Annotated in this window: 17 protein-coding genes; 10 read left to right on the top strand and 7 right to left on the bottom strand. The window is 56.8% G+C overall.

Going from position 1 to position 18,226, the window contains the following annotated elements:
* Nucleotides 1-24: 24 nt before the first annotated feature.
* The 6 genes from L466_RS10095 to L466_RS10120 form a co-directional block, all read right to left on the bottom strand.
* Nucleotides 25-1,431 (bottom strand): sucrose-6-phosphate hydrolase, encoded by a 1,407-nt coding sequence (locus tag L466_RS10095; RefSeq protein WP_032680968.1) that lies wholly within the window; start codon nucleotides 1,429-1,431, stop codon nucleotides 25-27.
* Nucleotides 1,431-2,801: a sucrose-specific PTS transporter subunit IIBC gene (locus L466_RS10100; RefSeq protein ID WP_014170153.1), complete on the bottom strand. Its 1,371-nt coding sequence runs from the start codon at nucleotides 2,799-2,801 to the stop codon at nucleotides 1,431-1,433. The genes L466_RS10095 and L466_RS10100 overlap by 1 nt, the downstream gene beginning before the upstream one ends.
* Nucleotides 2,802-2,868: 67 nt before the next feature.
* Entirely contained in the window at nucleotides 2,869-4,386 is a 1,518-nt protein-coding gene (locus tag L466_RS10105) for a carbohydrate porin (protein ID WP_014170154.1), read from the bottom strand.
* Nucleotides 4,387-4,559: 173 nt separating this feature from the next.
* Nucleotides 4,560-5,465 carry an aminoimidazole riboside kinase gene (locus L466_RS10110; protein ID WP_032680967.1) on the bottom strand — a complete coding sequence of 302 codons (906 nt, stop codon included), beginning with the start codon at nucleotides 5,463-5,465 and terminating at the stop codon, nucleotides 4,560-4,562.
* An 89-nt stretch (nucleotides 5,466-5,554) separates the two neighbouring features.
* Nucleotides 5,555-6,766, bottom strand: a complete 1,212-nt coding sequence (locus L466_RS10115) for a diguanylate phosphodiesterase (RefSeq protein WP_025204149.1) — start codon at nucleotides 6,764-6,766, stop codon at nucleotides 5,555-5,557.
* A gap of 93 nt (nucleotides 6,767-6,859) precedes the next feature.
* Nucleotides 6,860-8,341, bottom strand: coding sequence for an alpha/beta hydrolase (locus tag L466_RS10120; protein ID WP_032680966.1), 1,482 nt, complete (start codon nucleotides 8,339-8,341; stop codon nucleotides 6,860-6,862).
* A gap of 266 nt (nucleotides 8,342-8,607) precedes the next feature.
* Here L466_RS10120 and L466_RS10125 point away from each other — a divergent pair, with 266 nt between their 5' ends.
* The 7 genes from L466_RS10125 to L466_RS10155 are packed head-to-tail and all read left to right on the top strand — an operon-like array spanning nucleotide 8,608 to nucleotide 15,445.
* On the top strand, nucleotides 8,608-9,462 hold the full coding sequence (locus L466_RS10125) for a MurR/RpiR family transcriptional regulator (protein ID WP_025204147.1): 855 nt from the start codon (nucleotides 8,608-8,610) through the stop codon (nucleotides 9,460-9,462).
* A gap of 12 nt (nucleotides 9,463-9,474) precedes the next feature.
* The gene (gene ddpX, locus L466_RS10130; protein WP_014170160.1) at nucleotides 9,475-10,050 is read left to right on the top strand and encodes a D-alanyl-D-alanine dipeptidase; all 576 of its coding nucleotides are present in this window, start codon (nucleotides 9,475-9,477) and stop codon (nucleotides 10,048-10,050) included.
* A gap of 15 nt (nucleotides 10,051-10,065) precedes the next feature.
* On the top strand, nucleotides 10,066-11,598 hold the full coding sequence (locus L466_RS10135; RefSeq protein WP_032680965.1) for an ABC transporter substrate-binding protein: 1,533 nt from the start codon (nucleotides 10,066-10,068) through the stop codon (nucleotides 11,596-11,598).
* Nucleotides 11,599-11,621: 23 nt separating this feature from the next.
* Nucleotides 11,622-12,644 (top strand): ABC transporter permease, encoded by a 1,023-nt coding sequence (locus tag L466_RS10140; RefSeq protein ID WP_014170162.1) that lies wholly within the window; start codon nucleotides 11,622-11,624, stop codon nucleotides 12,642-12,644.
* Nucleotides 12,641-13,537, top strand: coding sequence for a D,D-dipeptide ABC transporter permease (gene ddpC, locus L466_RS10145; protein WP_020884090.1), 897 nt, complete (start codon nucleotides 12,641-12,643; stop codon nucleotides 13,535-13,537). Before L466_RS10140 ends, ddpC begins: the two co-directional genes overlap by 4 nt.
* Nucleotides 13,534-14,520: an ABC transporter ATP-binding protein gene (locus L466_RS10150; RefSeq protein ID WP_020884089.1), complete on the top strand. Its 987-nt coding sequence runs from the start codon at nucleotides 13,534-13,536 to the stop codon at nucleotides 14,518-14,520. Before ddpC ends, L466_RS10150 begins: the two co-directional genes overlap by 4 nt.
* Nucleotides 14,513-15,445, top strand: coding sequence for an oligopeptide/dipeptide ABC transporter ATP-binding protein (locus L466_RS10155; RefSeq protein WP_032680964.1), 933 nt, complete (start codon nucleotides 14,513-14,515; stop codon nucleotides 15,443-15,445). Before L466_RS10150 ends, L466_RS10155 begins: the two co-directional genes overlap by 8 nt.
* 26 nt (nucleotides 15,446-15,471) lie before the next feature.
* Here the strand turns inward: L466_RS10155 and L466_RS10160 are convergent, their stop codons facing one another.
* On the bottom strand, nucleotides 15,472-16,221 hold the full coding sequence (locus tag L466_RS10160) for an SDR family NAD(P)-dependent oxidoreductase (protein ID WP_020884087.1): 750 nt from the start codon (nucleotides 16,219-16,221) through the stop codon (nucleotides 15,472-15,474).
* Nucleotides 16,222-16,374: 153 nt separating this feature from the next.
* On the opposite strand from L466_RS10160, the gene L466_RS10165 reads away from it, so the two are divergent.
* From L466_RS10165 to L466_RS10175, 3 genes are all read left to right on the top strand, one after another.
* On the top strand, nucleotides 16,375-17,280 hold the full coding sequence (locus L466_RS10165; RefSeq protein WP_032680963.1) for a LysR family transcriptional regulator: 906 nt from the start codon (nucleotides 16,375-16,377) through the stop codon (nucleotides 17,278-17,280).
* A gap of 147 nt (nucleotides 17,281-17,427) precedes the next feature.
* A complete protein-coding gene (locus L466_RS10170; RefSeq protein ID WP_032680962.1) occupies nucleotides 17,428-17,820 on the top strand; it encodes a polymorphic toxin type 44 domain-containing protein in 393 nt (130 codons plus the stop codon).
* Entirely contained in the window at nucleotides 17,798-18,217 is a 420-nt protein-coding gene (locus L466_RS10175) for a hypothetical protein (protein ID WP_014170170.1), read from the top strand. The genes L466_RS10170 and L466_RS10175 overlap by 23 nt, the downstream gene beginning before the upstream one ends.
* Nucleotides 18,218-18,226 lie beyond the last annotated feature (9 nt).

The following is an 18,226-nucleotide window of genomic DNA, read 5'->3' as shown; positions in this document are numbered from 1 at the left end:
ACTTAGATCCGGCTGCCAAAACCCTTATTCTACCATGCAGCCGCGCAGCGACCAGTAGCGTAATGTGATGTCGGACCCACCTTCGAATCGCACCCGTGCCGGATAGTCAGGAAAATAGCGGCTGCTCATCACCCCTTCGCCATGATTGATGAAAATTTCAACGCTGGAGCTGTCACACAGAACGCGTAAATGATGAACGTCGCCCCGCCAGTAACGGGTCAATGTCTCCCCGGTTTTCAGGCTGGCGCGTTCCAGACGCAACCCGCTGTCCTCGACGATAAGGCGCAACGCACCGGCGAAATCCACGGTTACTGAAGATGAGGTGAGCTCGAACTCAAGGCGCGTCGCATCAAGAGCCGGGGCATCGCTGGCGTTACCCTGCCAGCGACATTCCTCTTCGCGCAGTGCGTGTATTTCGCGCACCGGCGTCTGCCACAGTTTGCCGTCACGGAAGTGTAATTCTCGCGGACAGGTCATCTGATGTATCCACCCTTGCGCCCGTGTGGGCTGAAGCATCTCTTCTCCGTCCGGCACGCCCATCCAGCCGATCAGGATCCGCCGTCCGTCTTCCGCCACCGTGGTTTGGGGAGCGTAGAACTCGAAACCGGCGTCCAGCTCGTGCAACTCGCCATGTTCAAACGAAGCGCGGGTATGGTCGAACGCCCCGCTCATCCACGTGGCCGGATAAGTATTGAGATAGCGATGCGGTTCGCGCGCCAGCCCCTGCGGGCAGCAGATCAGTACGTGTGTCCCGTCGAGGGCAAACAGGTCCGGGCACTCCCACATGTATCCCGCCTCGGTCAGGCCGTTCACGCCATGACCGGCAATCTCTCCGCAAGACGCCCAGTGGTGCAAATCGGCAGATGTGAACAGCAGCACCTTGCCGCGTTTTTGCAGATCCTGCGCCCCCAGTACCATGTACCACACCCCGTCGTGCTGCCACACTTTTGGGTCACGCACGTGGCCGGTGTAGCCTTCCGGCAGCGCAAGAACCGGACCGAGTTTTTTGAACGTACCGTCAGCCTGTTGCGTGGCAAGGCACTGCCAGGCGGTGCGGCTGCCATCATCAAATTTCACGTTGCCGGTATAACACAACGTCAGGACACCGTTGTTATCGACGGCGCTGCCGGAATAGCAGCCGTTGCGGTCATACTCCTCATCGGGCATCAGCGCCATCGGTTCATGCTGCCAGTGCACCAGGTCTGAGGAGCTCCAGTGTCCCCAGCACTTATAGCGATGGTCGCAATCCAGCGGATTCCACTGATAGAACAGGTGGTAGCGCCCGGCAAACCAGATAAACCCGTTAGGATCGTTCATCAGCCCCGTCACCGGTGCCGGATGCCATTGCGGATAATGGCTGTCGGCGTAAGCACGCGGCTGGCCTTTCATGACGGCCTGCAGGATGGCAGGCCAGCGGGAAGGTAACGTCATTATTCAGAATCCGTTTTATATTTCAGCAGCAGCGAGACGGTAAACGCCACGCCGAAGGCAATCACCATGCCGATAATATAGTTGAGTAGCGAGCTTGCCTGCACGATCGCCATGCCCGGGATGGCAGTCAGCCCGACGGCGGTCATATAAACATGCACCGAGACCACCCACGCACCGCCTGCCGCACCGCCAATCAGCGCGGCGATAAACGGTTTCACGAAACGCAGGTTGATACCAAATATTGCCGCTTCGGTAATGCCCAGCATGGCCGAAAACGCAGACGGTAACGTAATGGCTTTAATTTTCGCGTCTTTGGTTTTAAACCAGACCGCCAGACAAGCTCCCCCCTGCGCCACGTTGGCCATCGCCCAGATAGGCAGCAGGAAGTTAACGCCAATCGACGGATTCCCCAGCAACCCGGCTTCAATGGCATGGAAACTGTGGTGAATACCGGTGATAACGATAACCGAGTAAAGCCCGCCAAATAACAGCCCGGCCAGCCAGCCCGCATGGGCGATCAGGGTGCTCAGAACAAAGGAGATGCCATCCCCTAACGCACGCCCGGCCGGGCCAATGATCAGCAAGGCAATAAAGCCGGAGAGAATAACGGTGAGGAACGGCGTCAGGATCAGATCTAACGCATCCGGAATAATACGGCGCAGGTTTTTCTCCACGATACTCATAAACCAGACGGCCAGCAGCACCGGGAATACCGTTCCCTGATAGCCAATCATGGCAATCTCAAGGCCGAAGAAGTTCATGGTGTGGAAGCCAGACGCCACGCCCCAGGCGTTTGTCAGCGCCGGGTGCGTCAGAATGCCGCCGAGGGTCGCCCCCAGATAAGGGTTACCGCCAAATTCACGCGCGGCCGTGAAGCCAATCAGGATCGGCAGAATGATAAACGCCGCTGAGCTGCACATATCCAGCATGATATAGAGCGCGTTATCGGCATTGACCCAGCCGTAGGTTTTGACCATCCCGAGCAGGCCCATCAGTAAACCGGAGGCCACAATCGCAGGAATGATCGGCACAAAGATGTTTGAGAGCAGTCGGGCAATGCGCTGGAACGGGTTCAGCTTGCGTGCCGCCATGTCGGCCGCTTCGGACTTGCTGGATTCGCTAATCCCTGCCGCCTGGATAAACGCGGCGTAGACCTTGTTAACCACCCCCGTACCAAAAATCACCTGCATCTGCCCGGCGTTGCGAAAACAGCCTTTTACGCCGTCAACCTTGCCGATGGCCTGCTGATCGGCAAGCGTGTCGTCGACCAGCACCAGTCGAAGACGCGTTGCGCAGTGCGCCGCACTGGCGATGTTCTCTTTGCCACCGAGCAGCGGAATGAGCGCGCGGGCGATATTATCAAAATCCATAGATACCTCTGCCTGACTGTATTTTTATGATGTGAAAAACGCTCCCGCACTGCGGGAGCGTAAAAGGTTAAAACCAGGTTTCCATCTGTACCCCAAAGTTCCATTCCCCGCCGGCGTTGAAACCGCTGCTGCCAAAGGCATCATCGCTGGCGTAATTATCCAGTTTGCTGCTCCAGTCCATCCAGGTGGCGAACAGACGCAACTCAGGACGGCTGAAGAAATCGCCGATCTTGCCCGCTTTTAACGTTGGGGCAAAGGTCAGCTTGTAGAAACTTCCGTTGACGGCGTTTCGGTCTTTATACCCTTCCGGGTTTAAATCCATGTACTGATAGCTGCCCTCAAACGCCAGGGCAAAATTCTGCGTGACCTCTTTAATCAGGCGGGTATTGAGCGTGACCCACTCATAGCTGTCGCCTTTGACATAGCGGTCTTTACTGCTCTGGGCCAGTACGGCAGGCGCGATATGCCAGCCGCCACCAAGAGGCGTGACACCGTAACTTGCAAAGCGCCAGGTATCGGCTTCAGAGAGCAATGCGCCATCGGAACCGATGCTCTTCACCTCTGCCCCCAGCCCGTGGCCGTACAGCAGCGCCGTTTTGGCTGAACCTTCGCGCAGGCCGTAGAAACTTTCATTGTGCAATCCGACCAGGGCATGAACGCCATTGTTGGCGGCGTCGGTTTTTATCAGATCGCCATTGCTGTCTTTGCGGTCGTCGTTGTCTTTTGCCCGCAGGCCGCTCACCATCAGCTGGAACGGCCCGGCGAAGTGGTTCATGCTCAGGATGTAGTTTTGAACGTTATTGTCGATTTGCTCTTCGCTGCCGAAGTTACGCCCGTAAAGAGAGAAGTTGCTGCGCAGCGATTCATTCCATTTCACGTCATACACGCCACCACCGGTACCGGCCAGGAACACCACATCGGAATCCAGCCAGTGAATATCAAAGTTATCCCGGTCGAAGCGTTTACCGGCCCAGAAGGTACTGCCCTTCAGCGCGCCGGTAAAATCAGGCAAATTGCCCAGTTCAGCAAACGCCTGACGAATATTGAGATCGCTGGTGTCAGCGGACCAGTCGTTATAGGTTTTCTGACCATCCGCCAGCATGGCCTTGAAGCGCGTGGTCGCCCCGTTATCCAGGGTCTGTTTGTGTTCCACATTCAGCTCAACGTAGGTATCGGCTTCATTCCCCAGACGCCCGACCGCGCCACCGGTTTCCCCGGCTGGCGTCAGATAAGGGCCGCTTTTACTGCTCGACGCCGCATCGTTCATCAGCAGGCCAGAACGGGCATAGCCATGAAACTCAAACCCACTGCTCTGATCGGCTTTCTTCTCCAGTGCGGCGGTACGTTGCGCCACTTGCTGGGTTGTTGTTTGCGCCTGCTGCTGGGCAGTCACCAACTGCTGCGTTTTTTGTTCTGCGTCGGTGGCGCGTTTCTCCGCAACCTGCGCGCGGGTTTCCGCGGCCTGAAGACGCTGCTCCAGAGCAGCAAGACGCGCTTCGATACTCGTCATATCCGTTTGGGCAAAAACAGAGGTACTCCCGGCCAGCATGCCTATCATCACGGCAAGTCTGCGTTTTTTATACATTTTGTCGCATCCCTAAAAGAAGTCATTGAAAGTGCTAAATTGCTAAACCGGTTTAGGTTGATGATACTAAACCTGCCAATTTTGGATCGGCAATCTTTTTTGCTAAACCGATTTAGTAAGTGTGATCGAGGCGACAATTCAGGCCGCCGACGGACGGCCCGTTGCGGGAGGAATTACAGTTGCGGGTGATAAGGCAGCGCGGTCATCGCCCCTTTAGCCGTGGTGGCTAACGCGCCGCAGCGCTGGGCTAATGCGATCACGCGTGGAAGATCGTGGCTGTCGATACTTCCAGCGAAAGCCAGTCCATAAAGCAGTCCCGCCACGAAGGCATCACCTGCGCCGGTGGTGTCCACGCATTCAACGGGGGTTGCCGGATAATGCTTCATCGTTCCGTCATGCCAGGCGATGACCCCATCTTTGCCCTGAGTGACCAGCACCAGCCGGGCCGGACAGCGGCGCATCAGCGCGGCCAGCCCTTCCGTGACCCCAAGGTCGGCGGTTAGAAAAGCCAGTTCTTCGACGGAGAGTTTGACGACGTCAGCGCATTGCAGCGCCTGTTCGAGGCAGCGGCGCAGGTCGTCCTCATCCGGCCAGAGATCCGGGCGAATATTGGGGTCGAAACTGACATAACCCCCCGCTTCCCTGACCGCGTTCATGGCCTGAAACGTTGCAGAACGGCTCGGCTCAGCGCTCAGGGCAATGGAGCAGACATGCAGCCACTCTCCTGCGCTAAAGGGCGGCAGGTCGGCTGACGCCAGAAACAGATCGGCGCTCGGGCAAACCATAAAGGTGAAAGAGCGTTCGCCCTGTTCGTCCAGATCCACGACCACGGTTGACGTGCGGTGTGCCGGGTCGAGGCGCATCCAGTTTACGTCAACCTGCTCGTCAGCCAGCGTTTTATGCATAAAGCGACCGAAAGGATCGTCGCCGACTCTGCCGATAAAGGCGCTTTTCCCGCCCAGACGGGCAATACCGACCGCCACGTTCGCCGGCGCGCCGCCGGGGCATTGCAGCAACCGGCCTTCTCCCTCCGGTAATAAATCCACTACCGCATCGCCAAGTACCCAGATTTTTTGCATGTGATCCTCTAAGCTAAACAATGTTAAACCGTTTTAGCTATTTAAGCACAGGCAGAACGAAGGGGAAATAATACGGAAGGAAAATTGGCTTAACGCACCAGGTGTGGCCAGCTAATATCGCCTACGCCATTCAGCGCTGGACGAGCAAACAGAAAGCCCTGAAAGCGTCGGATCCCGGCAGATTCAAGCCAGCACCACTCTTCCAGCTTCTCGATGCCTTCCGCCACCAGGGTGATTTCAAGGTCGGTGCAGCAGCTGACTATCGAGCGCACAATCGCCTGTTTTGGCCCACTGAGATGAATATTGCTGACAATTTCGCGGTCAATTTTAATTTTATCCGGCTGGAATCGGGTCAGCAGTGAAAGCCCGGCGTATCCGGAACCGAAATCATCGATCGCCAGGCCAATGCCTTCAGCGCGCAGGTGTTTAATGGCGCTATTAAACTTGTTGAACCCGGAAATCATCTCGTTTTCGGTCACTTCAATGACCACCTGCTCCGGCTGAAGCCCATGTTGTTTAATCTGTTCAACCAGAAACTCCACGGCGCCAGGCACTTTCACCAGCGACATCGGGAGAAGATTTACCGCGATTTTATGGCTCCCGATCCCCAGTTTATCGGCCAGCGCAAAAGCCCAGGCTTTGGTCTGGAGATCGACTTCATAGATTTTGTCCTGATCGAGGCGGCTGAAAAAATGCTCCGGGCTTCCCCCGTCATTACCGCGGATAAGGGCCTCAAGCGAACTGATTTTCCCTTCCAGCGGTTCGACGATGGGCTGGAGGGCGAACTGGCAGGTTTGTTTGTCCAGCAGACCCAGACTCTCGCCAAACGGCGATTTCTCACGCGAGAGCGTCCATTTCTCCGGGGCAAAACGCGCCCCCGACGGGGCCGGACGTTTGCCGGTAATAAACGTCTGAATAAATTTGAACACCCGATCATCAGATGTCAGATAACTGTCCAGTTTGCTGTAATGCAGCACCGATTGCAGAACGTCTTTCGGCGACTGGTTCTGCAGGTCAAACAGCAGCATACCGACATTCTCAAAACGTCTGCGGGGGCCGTAATCCCGCATAAGCTCAACCACGCCGCTGTGCCGCTTATCCTCACGGATCTTCTGAAACAGCCTTACCACACTCTCTTCCGAGCCTTCGAGGAGTTGCAGGACATCATCTCCTTTTGAAAGAAGAACGCCGGTAATATTCAACCCGGCATTGCGCGTCCTGGCCTGTTCAACCAGCGCCTGGAGTTCGGCGGATCGGCAGGATAAATTCAACTGGCTGCGGTAAATAAGAGTAGTCAGCACAAAAACGTGTTCCGATAAGAGGTATGCGTTGGACATTACTGTTTAACATACTTCATCTGCGCGACCTAACAGATTAACCCCTTGCGGGAAAGGCTACTTTTTCTCATCCCCGATGCGTCTGTCAATTCTCTCCTGCATGTAGGCATAAAACGGGTTCGACGTCACCCGCATTAACGCGTCTTTGCCTACGCTCAGCACGGAGGTTTCCCCCCACAGCGCAATCGTGCCGAGGCTAATGCCATACCGGTTTTTCTCCGCAGGATGTCGGCCATAAAGATCGTCATCAGGCGGGAACGGCACGGCGACATGCGACAGTGAATAGACCTCCTGCGGCCAGGACATCGCCAGCGGTACCGCGGTCTCATCGGTGCGTCCCGCCGGGGTTATTTTCGCCACCGCGGCAAAACTGTCCGCGCTGGCATTGGTAATAATCGTGACACCGTAACGCCTTTTCGCCACAGGCAGTAACTCAGAGGTCGCCGCCCACGACGACGGTTTAAAGAGAGGACGGAAGCTGGCGGCCTGATTGATATCAAATACAACCAGCTCGCTGCCGTTCGCCGGAAGCTGGTCAAATAATCCGGTGACCACGGCGCGGGTGCTGACCGTTGAATCCATCACCGACTGGAATGCGAGTACCGGTGGCAGCTGGTCCAGTCTGTGCTCCCGGGCATCCCGCCCCATCTGCTCCTGCAGGGCCTGGGTCAAGAGCCATGACTGGCGCGCCGCATTGACCGGGAAGGAGTTGTATTTATACGGGTTATATTCCGGCGAGATGTTTAACCATGCCGCTTTGGCAAACGGCGGTAACATCGCCGGCAATCCGGCCAATCCTGCAAACCGGGCGAACGCCGTGACGCCAATCATTGGCGAGAGCAGGATGAGCTGTTGCGGTTTGCGAAGCGCAGGCGTGTCCAGCGCATCAAGGGCATATTTCATCGCCAGCGCCCCACCGTTGGAGTAACCCACCAGATGCAGGGGAACATTGTCTCCCGCCAGCCGCGTGGCTTCGCGCACGGCGAGGCGCGTCGCCGCCAGCCACCTCTCCCAGTCAACGTCGGTCAGCGCGCCGGGCGCGGTGCCGTGACCGGGCAGGCGTGGAACCACCGCCACAAAACCGTGCTGCTGATAATCACGGGCAAGATGCCGGACACTGTAAGGCGAATCTGTTAGCCCGTGCAGCAACACCACCGCGCCGCGTGGCGTTCCGGCAGGCATCAGCACAAAGGAGCGGTTGGCATCGGGTGCAAATTTACCGGGCCAAACCAGGCTCTGACGGTAGTAGCGGTTTAACGGCGTGCGCTCCTCACCCTGGGTTTTGCGCGTTACTGCGTTATCCAGATCGGTGAAAATGGCGTTTTCCCGGGCGACATACTGGGCAAAATTCGCCTTATCGATCTCGCGTACGGACATCTCATCTGCCCGCCAGGTATGCCAGAGATGCAGTTCCGGTCCCTGCTGCGAGAGATAAACCCGAACCGCGAGCAGGACGATCAGTACCACTCCTGCGATCATCGCCATTTTCTTTGCGAGCGCCATCAGGCGCACGCTGATACGCCAGGGCAAGTTCGCCATGCCGGGATCCCTTTCATATTTACGTTGTCTCTATCTTATCAAAAATGTGAAGACGCTGACGTATTCACGAAATTCATACCTCCACGCTCAGCCAGTGCACCAAAAGTGAACTACGCTGCACAAATGTTGATCATTGGTTAACTAAATATTGCATGAAGTTTGCAGCACAGCGGCGTCCCGTCGCTCTGTGGACATGGCACGCGTCATGCATTGTTAATCAAATAACACAAATCTGATGACTGACAGCCTGTTAACAGCGAGGCGGTATGACGACAAAACCCGAGGTGTTGAGCCGTATTGAAGCCACGTTCAGCCAGCTGACCCCCAGCGAGAAGCGGGTGGCGAGCTGGCTGCTGGCGCATGCCGCACAGATCCCGTTTGAAACGGCTGAAAGCGTGGGACTGGCGACCGGCACCAGCGGGATTACCGTGGGACGCTTTCTGCGAAAACTCGGCTACCGCAATCTGGAAGATGCCAAAAAGAGCCTGCGCGACCCGCATCAGCCCTGGGGTATGAACGAGCGGCTGGACTCCTGGCAGCAGCAGTCCCCTCTGCCCAACCGCCTTCAGCACTCTCTGTCGCTGGAGGTGGATGCCATCACCCAGGTTTATCAGCTGGCGCACACCGACGCATTCCGCCAGGTGGTTCATCAGCTTGCCCACGCGGATGCGGTTTTTGTGCTGGGGATCCAGTCGACACGCGGGATAGCCAATGCCTTCTTCAGTCATCTTGAGTACCTTCGCCCGCGCGTCAGCTACGCCGAAGGCGCGTCCGGCAGCTGGGTTGAATCCCTGAACTCCGGTTTCGCCCACCCCTACGTGGTGCTGACCGATACCCGCACCTATTCCACCATTGCGCGGCAGTACTGTCGGGTCGCCAGCGAAAAAGGTATTTCGCTGGCCCTGATCACCGATATCTGGTGCCCGTGGGCGCGGGATTACCCGCTTGATTTACTGCAGGTGAAAACCGAAACCGGCCATTTCTGGGATTCGCTGGCACCTGTGAGCTGTCTGTTCAACCTGCTGCTGTCAGGTGTCGTGGAAGCGCTGGGTGATGCCCTTCCACAGCGGCTGGCGGTAAACCGGCAATTACAACAAGAGTTTGGTCAATTCGAACGCTAAAGGAGCGGAGCTATGCCCCCAGAGAGTGAACTGATTGATGTGGCGAAGACCTTCCCTGCGCTGCATATCGATCTGAAATACGCCACAGCCGACAACATCACGGGTCGTCCGATTTATCAGGAGGCGCTGTGCCTGCTGCATACCGATGCGGCCACCGCGCTGGCGAAAGCCATCAGCATCGCCGCACTGGCCGGGCTGAAGCTGGTGGTCTACGACGCTTATCGCCCGCAGGAAGCGCAGGCTCAGTTGTGGGATGCCTGCCCGAACCCGGAATACGTGGTTGATGTGGCGATTGGTTCCAACCACAGCCGCGGGACGGCCATCGACGTTACGCTGATGGACGAACAGAACACCGTGCTGGATATGGGGGCCGGTTTTGACGAAATGCACGACCGCTCGCACGCCTGGCACCCGTCCGTGCCGCCGCACGCGCAGCGCAATCGCCTGCTGCTTAACGCCATCATGTCCGGTGGCGGCTTTGTGGGGATCAGCAGCGAATGGTGGCACTTCGAGCTGCCGAACGCGGCCAGCTATCCCCTGCTTGACGATCGTTTTGCCTGTTTCCCGTTGACGCACACCCCTCTTTAAAACTGGAGCACTGCCATGAAAACAACGCTTCTTACTACCCTGATCGCCGCCTCGCTGGCACTCAGCGCCCCGGTTGCGCTGGCTGCCGTCCCGAAAGATATGCTGGTGATCGGGAAAGCGGCCGACCCGCAAACGCTCGACCCGGCGGTGACCATTGATAACAACGACTGGACGGTGACTTACCCCGCCTATCAGCGTCTGGTGAAGTACAAGCCAGGCTCCACCGAGGTGGAGGGCGACCTGTCAACGGGCTGGAAAGCGTCAGAGGATCAGAAAGAGTGGACCTTTACCCTTACCGATAACGCAAAATTCGCCGATGGCACGCCGGTTACTGCCGAGGCGGTAAAACTCTCCTTTGAACGTCTGCTGAAGCTTAGCCAGGGGCCATCTGAAGCGTTCCCGAAAGATCTCAAAATTGATGCGGTCGATCCGCACACGGTGAAATTCACCCTCAGCCAGCCGTTTGCCCCGTTCCTCTACACCCTGGCCAACGACGGTGCGTCGATCGTTAACCCGGCGGTGCTAAAAGCGAACGCTGCCGATGATGCACGCGGTTATTTAGCGCAAAACACCGCCGGGTCCGGGCCATTCATGCTGAAAAGCTGGCAGAAAGGTCAGCAGCTGGTACTCGTTCCGAATCCACACTGGGCGGGTGAGAAGCCGCATTTCAAGCGCGTTTCGGTGAAAATTATTGGTGAAAGCGCTTCACGCCGCCTGCAGCTTTCCCGTGGCGATCTGGATATCGCCGATTCACTGCCCGTCGATCAGCTTTCAGCCCTTAAGCAAGAAGGCAAAGTGGCGGTGGCGGAATATCCGTCCCTGCGCGTGACCTATCTTTATCTGAATAACAGCAAAGCCCCGCTCAATCAGGTGGATTTACGTCGGGCCGTCTCCTGGGCAACGGATTATCAGGGGATGGTGAAAGGCATCCTGAGCGGCAATGGTAAACAGATGCGCGGCCCGATACCGGACGGCATGTGGGGGTTTGACGCCACGGCAATGCAGTACAGCTTTGACGAGGCCAAAGCCAAAGCCGCGCTGGAGAAAGTTAAAGACAAGCCGGCAAGCCTGACATTCCTCTATTCAGACAACGACCCCAACTGGGAGCCGATCGCCCTGTCCACGCAGGCGAGCCTCGGCAAGATCGGCATCAACGTGAAGCTGGAAAAACTGGCTAACGCCACCATGCGCGATCGTGTCGGGAAAGGTGACTATGACATCGCCATTGGTAACTGGAGCCCGGACTTTGCCGACCCGTACATGTTCATGAACTACTGGTTTGAGTCGGACAAAAAAGGGTTGCCGGGTAACCGCTCGTTTTACGAGAACAAAGAGGTTGACGACCTGTTGAAGGCGGCCCTGAAAACCACCGATCAGGCGGAGCGTACCCACGATTACCAGCAGGCGCAGAAGGTGGTGATCGACGAGGCGGCCTACGTGTATCTGTTCCAGAAGAACTACCAGCTGGCGATGAACAAAGAGGTGAAAGGCTTCACCTTTAATCCAATGCTGGAGCAGGTCTTTAACATTGCCACCATGAGTAAATAACGGTTCTCGCCGGGGGAAAGTGTATGACGTTCTGGAGCATTGTGCGCCAGCGCTGCTGGGGGTTAATCCTGGTGGTGGCCGGTGTCTGTATCATCACCTTTATTATTTCACACCTGATCCCCGGCGATCCGGCCCGCCTGTTGGCCGGAGACCGCGCCAGCGACGACATTGTGCAAGGCATCCGCCAGCAGCTGGGGCTGGATCAACCGCTGTATATCCAGTTTGGTCGCTATGTGGATGCGCTGGCCCATGGCGATTTAGGCACCTCTATCCGCACCGGACGTCCGGTTGCGGAAGATTTGAAGGCCTTTTTTCCGGCCACCCTGGAGCTGGCTTTTTGTTCCCTGCTACTGGCGCTGGTTATCGGCGTGCCGCTGGGGATTTTATCGGCGGTCTACCGCGACCGCTGGCTGGATCATCTGGTGCGGTTAATGGCGATGACGGGCATTTCAACGCCCGCATTCTGGCTTGGGTTGGGGGTGATTGTCCTCTTCTACGGGCATCTGCAACTTCTGCCGGGCGGCGGAAGGCTTGACGACTGGCTCGATCCACCGACGCGCGTTACTGGCTTTTATCTGGTGGATGCGCTGCTGGAAGGCAACGGGGAGGTCTTTTTCAATGCCCTGCAGCATCTGATTTTACCTTCGATGACGCTGGCATTTGTTCATCTCGGCATTGTGGCGCGTCAGGTCCGCTCGGCCATGCTGGAGCAGCTCAGTGAAGATTACATACGAACCGCACGCGCCAGTGGATTGCCCGGCTGGTACATCGTGCTGCGCTATGCCCTGCCCAATGCGATGATCCCGTCGATTACCGTGCTCGGACTGGCACTGGGCGATCTGCTGTATGGCGCAGTCCTCACCGAAACCGTCTTTGCCTGGCCGGGAATGGGCGCCTGGGTCGTCACCTCTATTCAGGCGCTCGATTTCCCTGCCGTCATGGGCTTCGCGGTAGTGGTCTCACTGGCCTATGTGCTGGTTAATCTGGTGGTCGATCTGCTCTATCTGTGGGTTGACCCGCGAATCGGGCGCGGAGGTGCCGAATGATGTTGACTCAGGAAACGCCCGTCCCGGTTAAAACAGCGAAAGCAGGCATCAACTGGGCAAAACTGTTCTGGATGCTGCGTAAAAGCCCCCTCACGCTGATTGGCGCCGCGATCATGATCCTGATGCTCCTGCTGATGGTGACATCACCGTGGATTGTGCCGCATGACCCCAATGCGCTGGATTTGACCGCGCGTCTGCAGGCTCCGTCTGCCGAACACTGGTTTGGCACCGATGAGGTTGGCCGCGATCTGTTCAGCCGGGTGCTCGCCGGCAGCCAGCAGTCGATCAGCGCGGGGCTGGCCGTCGTGGTGATTGCGGGCGGTATTGGCTCGCTGCTGGGCTGTTTGTCTGGCGTACTGGGCGGGCGCGGCGACGCCATTATTATGCGCATTATGGACGTGATGCTCTCCATTCCCTCGCTGGTGCTGACCATGGCACTGGCGGCGGCGCTGGGGCCGAGCCTGTTTAACGCAATGCTCGCCATCGCGATTGTACGTATTCCGTTTTACGTGCGTCTGGCACGCGGGCAAACCCTTGTCGTGCGCCAGTTTACCTATGTTCAGGCGGCCCGCACCTTCGGCGCATCACGCTGGCATTTAATCAGCTGGCATATTCTGCGCAACGCCCTGCCGCCGCTGATTGTGCAGGCTTCGCTGGATATTGGCAGCGCCATTCTGATGGCCGCCACGCTGGGCTTTATCGGTCTGGGCGCACAGCAACCCACCGCCGAATGGGGCGCGATGGTTGCCGTAGGGCGCAACTATGTTCTCGACCAGTGGTGGTATTGCGCTTTTCCTGGTGCGGCCATTTTGATTACCGCCGTGGGCTTTAATCTTTTTGGTGACGGCATCCGCGACCTGCTGGATCCGAAATCAGGAGGGAAACAGTCATGACCGACTCGGTTTTAACCATCGAGGATTTACATCTGAGTTTCCCGATATACCGCGGTGAGGTTCATGCGCTGAACCACGTCTCGCTGGAGATTAAACGGGGTGAGATTGTCGGCGTAGTGGGCGAGTCGGGGTCGGGGAAGTCGGTTACCGCCATGCTCGCCATGCGCCTGTTGCCGGAAGGCAGCTACCGAATTCATCACGGTCAGGTGACATTGCTGGGAGAAGATGTTCTGACCGCATCGGAAAAACAGCTTCGCCAGTGGCGCGGGGCAAAAGTGGCGATGATTTTTCAGGAGCCCATGACCGCCCTGAACCCAACGCGACGGATTGGTAAGCAAATGGTGGAAGTGATCCGCCAGCATCAGCCGCTCGACCGTCGCGCGGCGCAGCAAAAAGCGATTGCCCTGCTGGAGGAGATGCAAATCCCGGACGCGAAAGCGGTGATGGCGCGTTATCCGTTTGAACTCTCCGGCGGCATGCGTCAGCGGGTGATGATCGCCCTTGCCTTCTCCTGCGAGCCTGAACTTATCATCGCCGACGAGCCGACCACGGCGCTGGATGTGACCGTGCAGCTGCAGGTCCTGCGTCTGCTGAAGCACAAGGCGCGGGCCAGCGGAACCTCGGTGCTGTTTATCAGCCACGATATGGCCGTGGTTTCCCAGCTCTGTGATCGGATGTATGTGATGTACGCAGGAAGCGTAATTGAGAGCGGTGCCACGCAAACGCTGATCCACCATCCCGTTCATCCCTACTCCATAGGTCTGCTGCAATGTGCACCTGAAAACGGTGCGCCGCGCGAGTTGCTTCCGGCCATTCCCGGCACGGTGCCTAATCTCAGCCAGCTTCCTCAAGGCTGCGCGTTCCGCGAGCGCTGCTTTGCCGCCGGGACGAAATGCGGTGAGGCACCGCGCCTGCTTCCCAATGGTGCAGAGGGCCAGATGGCTGCCTGCTGGTACCCGCAACGGGAGAAACACCATGTCTGACATTTTGCTTGAACTGGATAGCGTGCATGTCAACTTTCCCGCGCGCAAAAACTGGCTGGGCCGCGTCACGGAACAGGTGCATGCCCTCAATGGGCTGGACCTGCAGATCCGTCGCGGCGAAACGCTGGGCATTGTTGGGGAATCCGGCTGCGGGAAAAGCACGCTGGCACAGCTATTGATGGGCATGCTCAGGCCCAGCACCGGCGACTATCAGCGGACGCATCACGCGGGCGGCATGCAGATGGTTTTTCAGGATCCGCTCTCTTCCCTCGACCCGCGTTTACCGGTGTGGCGCATCATCACCGAGCCGGTGTGGGTGCAAAAACGCAGCAGTGAACGCGAACGGCGCCAGCTGGCAGAGACGCTGGCGATACAGGTGGGTATTCGTGCGGAATATCTTGACCGGCTACCGCATGCCTTTTCAGGCGGGCAGCGCCAGCGCATTGCTATCGCCCGGGCGCTGTCGTCCAATCCAGACATCATCGTGCTCGACGAACCCACCAGCGCGCTGGATATTTCCGTGCAGGCGCAAATCCTCAACCTGCTGGTAAAACTGCAGCAGGAACGGAACCTCACCTATGTGTTGATCTCACATAACGTCTCGGTAGTCAGACACATGAGCGATCGTGTGGCGGTGATGTATCTGGGCCAGATCGTGGAACTGGGAACTACCGATCAGGTGCTTGTCAGGCCGCGCCATCCCTACACCCGGCTGCTGCTTGATTCCGTTCCCAGAACCGGTGAACCGCTGGATGAAAACCTGGCGCTGCGTAAAACAGAGCTTCCTGGCAATCGCCACCTTCCCACCGGCTGTTATTTCCGGGACCGCTGTCCGCAGGCAGCGCAAGGATGCGAGCGCCCGCAGTCGCTACAGCCTTCAGTTGAGGGCTGTAGCGTGCGCTGCTGGCGCAATCTGAGCGAGTAGCCACGCAGGGTGGCGCTGTTTCACGTTTAAATTTGCGCCATTCCACCGTCGACAAACAGTTCGGTGGCGTTGATAAAGCTTGCTGCATCTGAGGCCAGAAACGCCACCGCTTTCCCCACTTCCCCCGGCGCGCCTAAGCGTCCCAGCGGCACCTGGGCGGCCAGCGCGTCATACAGCCCCTGACGATGTTCTTCCGGCACCAGGTCACCCAGCCCCGGGGTTTTGATGGGGCCCGGGCTCACCACGTTGACGCGAATACCGCGCCCCTGCAAATCCAGCGCCCACGAACGGGCAAAGTTGCGCACGGCGGCTTTACTGGCGCTGTATACGCTAAAGTTTGCGGTTCCTTTAATGGACACCGTGGATCCGGTCAGAATGATCGACGATCCGGCAGATAACAGCGGTAACGCTTTTTGCACGGTGAACAGTACACCGCGAACGTTGGTTGCAAAGATGCGGTCAAACTGCTCTTCAGTGATAGCGCCTAACGGCAGCATGTCGCCACCCCCCGCATTGGCGAACAGAATATCCAGACGCCCTTCGTCTTTTGCAATCTGCGCATAGACTTTATCGAGGTCGGAAAGTTGAGAGACGTCCGCACGGATGCCGACCGCCGCGGTGGCAATTTGTGCAACAGCAGCGTCCAGCTCCGCCTGACGACGTCCGGTGATATAAACCTTCGCGCCCTGAGCCGCCAGTTCCTGCGCGGTGGCGAGACCGATACCTGTGCTACCGCCCGTAACCAGGGCAATTTTACCTGCGAGAGATGTATTCATATTATTCACCTTTAATCATGTTTTCAGGATGCCCGCAAAAACGGTTGAAGAGGTTTTCGCTTGCGTTGAATAAACTCTATCGGTTGCAGGATTAATGAAAAACGGGCAAAAATGAAAATCACTATTCACAGGTGGAAATAATCCGGAGTACGAATGGACCAGCTCATGGCAATGCGCGCATTTACGCGGGTGGTGGAAACCGGAAGTTTTACGCGTGCGGCTGATTCTCTGAATATGCCTATCGCCACCCTGAGCAAATTGGTGAAATCGCTCGAAGCGCACCTGGAGATCCGGCTTTTACACCGCACGACACGACGGGTAGTCACCACACCAGAAGGTGCCGGGTACTATGAAAAAGCGCTCAGGGTGCTGATTGATATTGAAGATATTGATACGTCGTTTCGCGTTTCTCGCGCGACGCCGAAAGGCCATCTGCGGGTGGATGTGGGCGGTTCAACCGCGCGCGACGTGCTGATCCCCCTGCTCCCGGAATTTATGCAGCGTTATCCGGAAATACGCATCGATCTTGGCGTGGCCGACCGGCCCGTGGATTTGATCAGCGGTAACGTTGACTGCGTGATCCGCGGCGGCCCTCTGGACGACTCCTCCCTTATTGCCCGTCATCTGGGCGACGCTGAAATGGTCACCTGCGCGACGTCCGATTATTTAAAACATCATGGCGTACCGGCCTATCCGCGGGAGCTGTGCAATGGCCATAAGCTGATTAGCTACCTTTCTCCCGTCACCGGTCGGGCGTTCCCGTTTCGCTTCAGGGAAAAGGGAGAAAGGCTGGAAATAAGCATTCCGCACTTCCTTGGGGTCAATGAAAGCAATGCTCATCTGGCGGCGGCGGTGGCAGGTTTAGGCATTATTCAGACGTTTCAGTATTCGGCAAAAAGGCATTTACAGGCGGGGACGTTAACTGAAATTCTTAGTGACTGGCGACCTGACGCTTATCCGTTTCATGTGGTTTATCCGCAGAACCGGCATCTGACACATCGACTGAGAGTGTTTATCGCCTGGCTGGCAGAGGTGTTTCCTGCCGCGCTGAAGGGATAGCCGGAGCAAAGTACGGATAAACTTTATAGTCCATGAAAATCCGGTGCTAATGCATTTATTTCTATCCTTTAATTCAGCGTTTTTTATTGACCTGGTGCGGATAATGGGTTGATATCTACCCAAAAATCAAACTTTAAGGATGACGTTATGGCTGTATTGCCACAAATACCGAGTGGAGGCACAAGGTTAATTGATAGCAATATGCGTGAAGCTAGCACGCATGGCGCAGGGCGGAATATGGCGCTACCGCAAACCTATTACTGGTTCTATCAACAGGTCAAAAATCGTGGCCCGTGGGATTACAAACAGCAACGCCGTGACCTGGCTAATTTTGGTAATTTTAATTATGGGGCCACCGGGTTTGCAGCAGGGATACCAGAAGCAACCTTGTATATGGGCGCGGGTTTTGCACAAAGCCGGGCGGGAACGTCGAAGCCGCAATGGGGAACATGGTACGGTGAGTTACCTTATGGGGATGACCCTCATGACCAGTTTTGGATTAAACAGGGAATAGATTATGCCAAACAGCACGGTTATTAAGTGGCTGCACAGAGCGCTAACTGCCGCGCTGCTGGTTTTTGTAGGGTTTCAGTATTTTGCAAACCAGCCACCGGATGATGACCTTTACTCACAACAACAAATTACACCCGAGGTCTATTTGTACGTTACAAAGTACAAAGGCGGGGGTGCGACGGTTTCAGATGTTTATCGCTATTACCTGGACACAAAACTGCAGGGTAATCTGTTGAAGCACCTGAAGAAACGCTCACCCTTTATGGTAGCTGACACTGGCGACGCCAAAATCTCTGGCTACGGCTCTCACGTCAATGTAAACCTCACCGGGCGTGTTTATTCGTTTACGAATTCAGATCTCTTTTACGCAGGTAATGTGGCCATCATGCCCATTATCAGCCTTAACGCAACCGGCACGCGTTAAGATTCCTTT

The organism is Enterobacter sp. BIDMC 30 (assembly GCF_000534355.1).
Classification (GTDB): Bacteria; Pseudomonadota; Gammaproteobacteria; order Enterobacterales; family Enterobacteriaceae; genus Enterobacter; species Enterobacter ludwigii.
The sequence above is the reverse complement of the archived record's forward strand: the minus strand, read 5'-3'. Positions and strand labels throughout refer to the sequence as shown.

What these genes read in the sequence shown, in the direction of transcription:
- L466_RS10095 (WP_032680968.1), bottom strand. Translation starts at nt 1,431, where the DNA reads ATGACGTTACCTTCCCGCTGGCCTGCCATCCTGCAGGCCGTCATGAAA.
- L466_RS10100 (WP_014170153.1), bottom strand. Translation starts at nt 2,801, where the DNA reads ATGGATTTTGATAATATCGCCCGCGCGCTCATTCCGCTGCTCGGTGGC.
- L466_RS10105 (WP_014170154.1), bottom strand. Translation starts at nt 4,386, where the DNA reads ATGTATAAAAAACGCAGACTTGCCGTGATGATAGGCATGCTGGCCGGG.
- L466_RS10110 (WP_032680967.1), bottom strand. Translation starts at nt 5,465, where the DNA reads ATGCAAAAAATCTGGGTACTTGGCGATGCGGTAGTGGATTTATTACCG.
- L466_RS10120 (WP_032680966.1), bottom strand. Translation starts at nt 8,341, where the DNA reads ATGGCGAACTTGCCCTGGCGTATCAGCGTGCGCCTGATGGCGCTCGCA.
- L466_RS10125 (WP_025204147.1), top strand. Translation starts at nt 8,608, where the DNA reads ATGACGACAAAACCCGAGGTGTTGAGCCGTATTGAAGCCACGTTCAGC.
- ddpX (WP_014170160.1), top strand. Translation starts at nt 9,475, where the DNA reads ATGCCCCCAGAGAGTGAACTGATTGATGTGGCGAAGACCTTCCCTGCG.
- L466_RS10135 (WP_032680965.1), top strand. Translation starts at nt 10,066, where the DNA reads ATGAAAACAACGCTTCTTACTACCCTGATCGCCGCCTCGCTGGCACTC.
- L466_RS10140 (WP_014170162.1), top strand. Translation starts at nt 11,622, where the DNA reads ATGACGTTCTGGAGCATTGTGCGCCAGCGCTGCTGGGGGTTAATCCTG.
- ddpC (WP_020884090.1), top strand. Translation starts at nt 12,641, where the DNA reads ATGATGTTGACTCAGGAAACGCCCGTCCCGGTTAAAACAGCGAAAGCA.
- L466_RS10150 (WP_020884089.1), top strand. Translation starts at nt 13,534, where the DNA reads ATGACCGACTCGGTTTTAACCATCGAGGATTTACATCTGAGTTTCCCG.
- L466_RS10155 (WP_032680964.1), top strand. Translation starts at nt 14,513, where the DNA reads ATGTCTGACATTTTGCTTGAACTGGATAGCGTGCATGTCAACTTTCCC.
- L466_RS10160 (WP_020884087.1), bottom strand. Translation starts at nt 16,221, where the DNA reads ATGAATACATCTCTCGCAGGTAAAATTGCCCTGGTTACGGGCGGTAGC.
- L466_RS10165 (WP_032680963.1), top strand. Translation starts at nt 16,375, where the DNA reads ATGGACCAGCTCATGGCAATGCGCGCATTTACGCGGGTGGTGGAAACC.
- L466_RS10170 (WP_032680962.1), top strand. Translation starts at nt 17,428, where the DNA reads ATGGCTGTATTGCCACAAATACCGAGTGGAGGCACAAGGTTAATTGAT.
- L466_RS10175 (WP_014170170.1), top strand. Translation starts at nt 17,798, where the DNA reads ATGCCAAACAGCACGGTTATTAAGTGGCTGCACAGAGCGCTAACTGCC.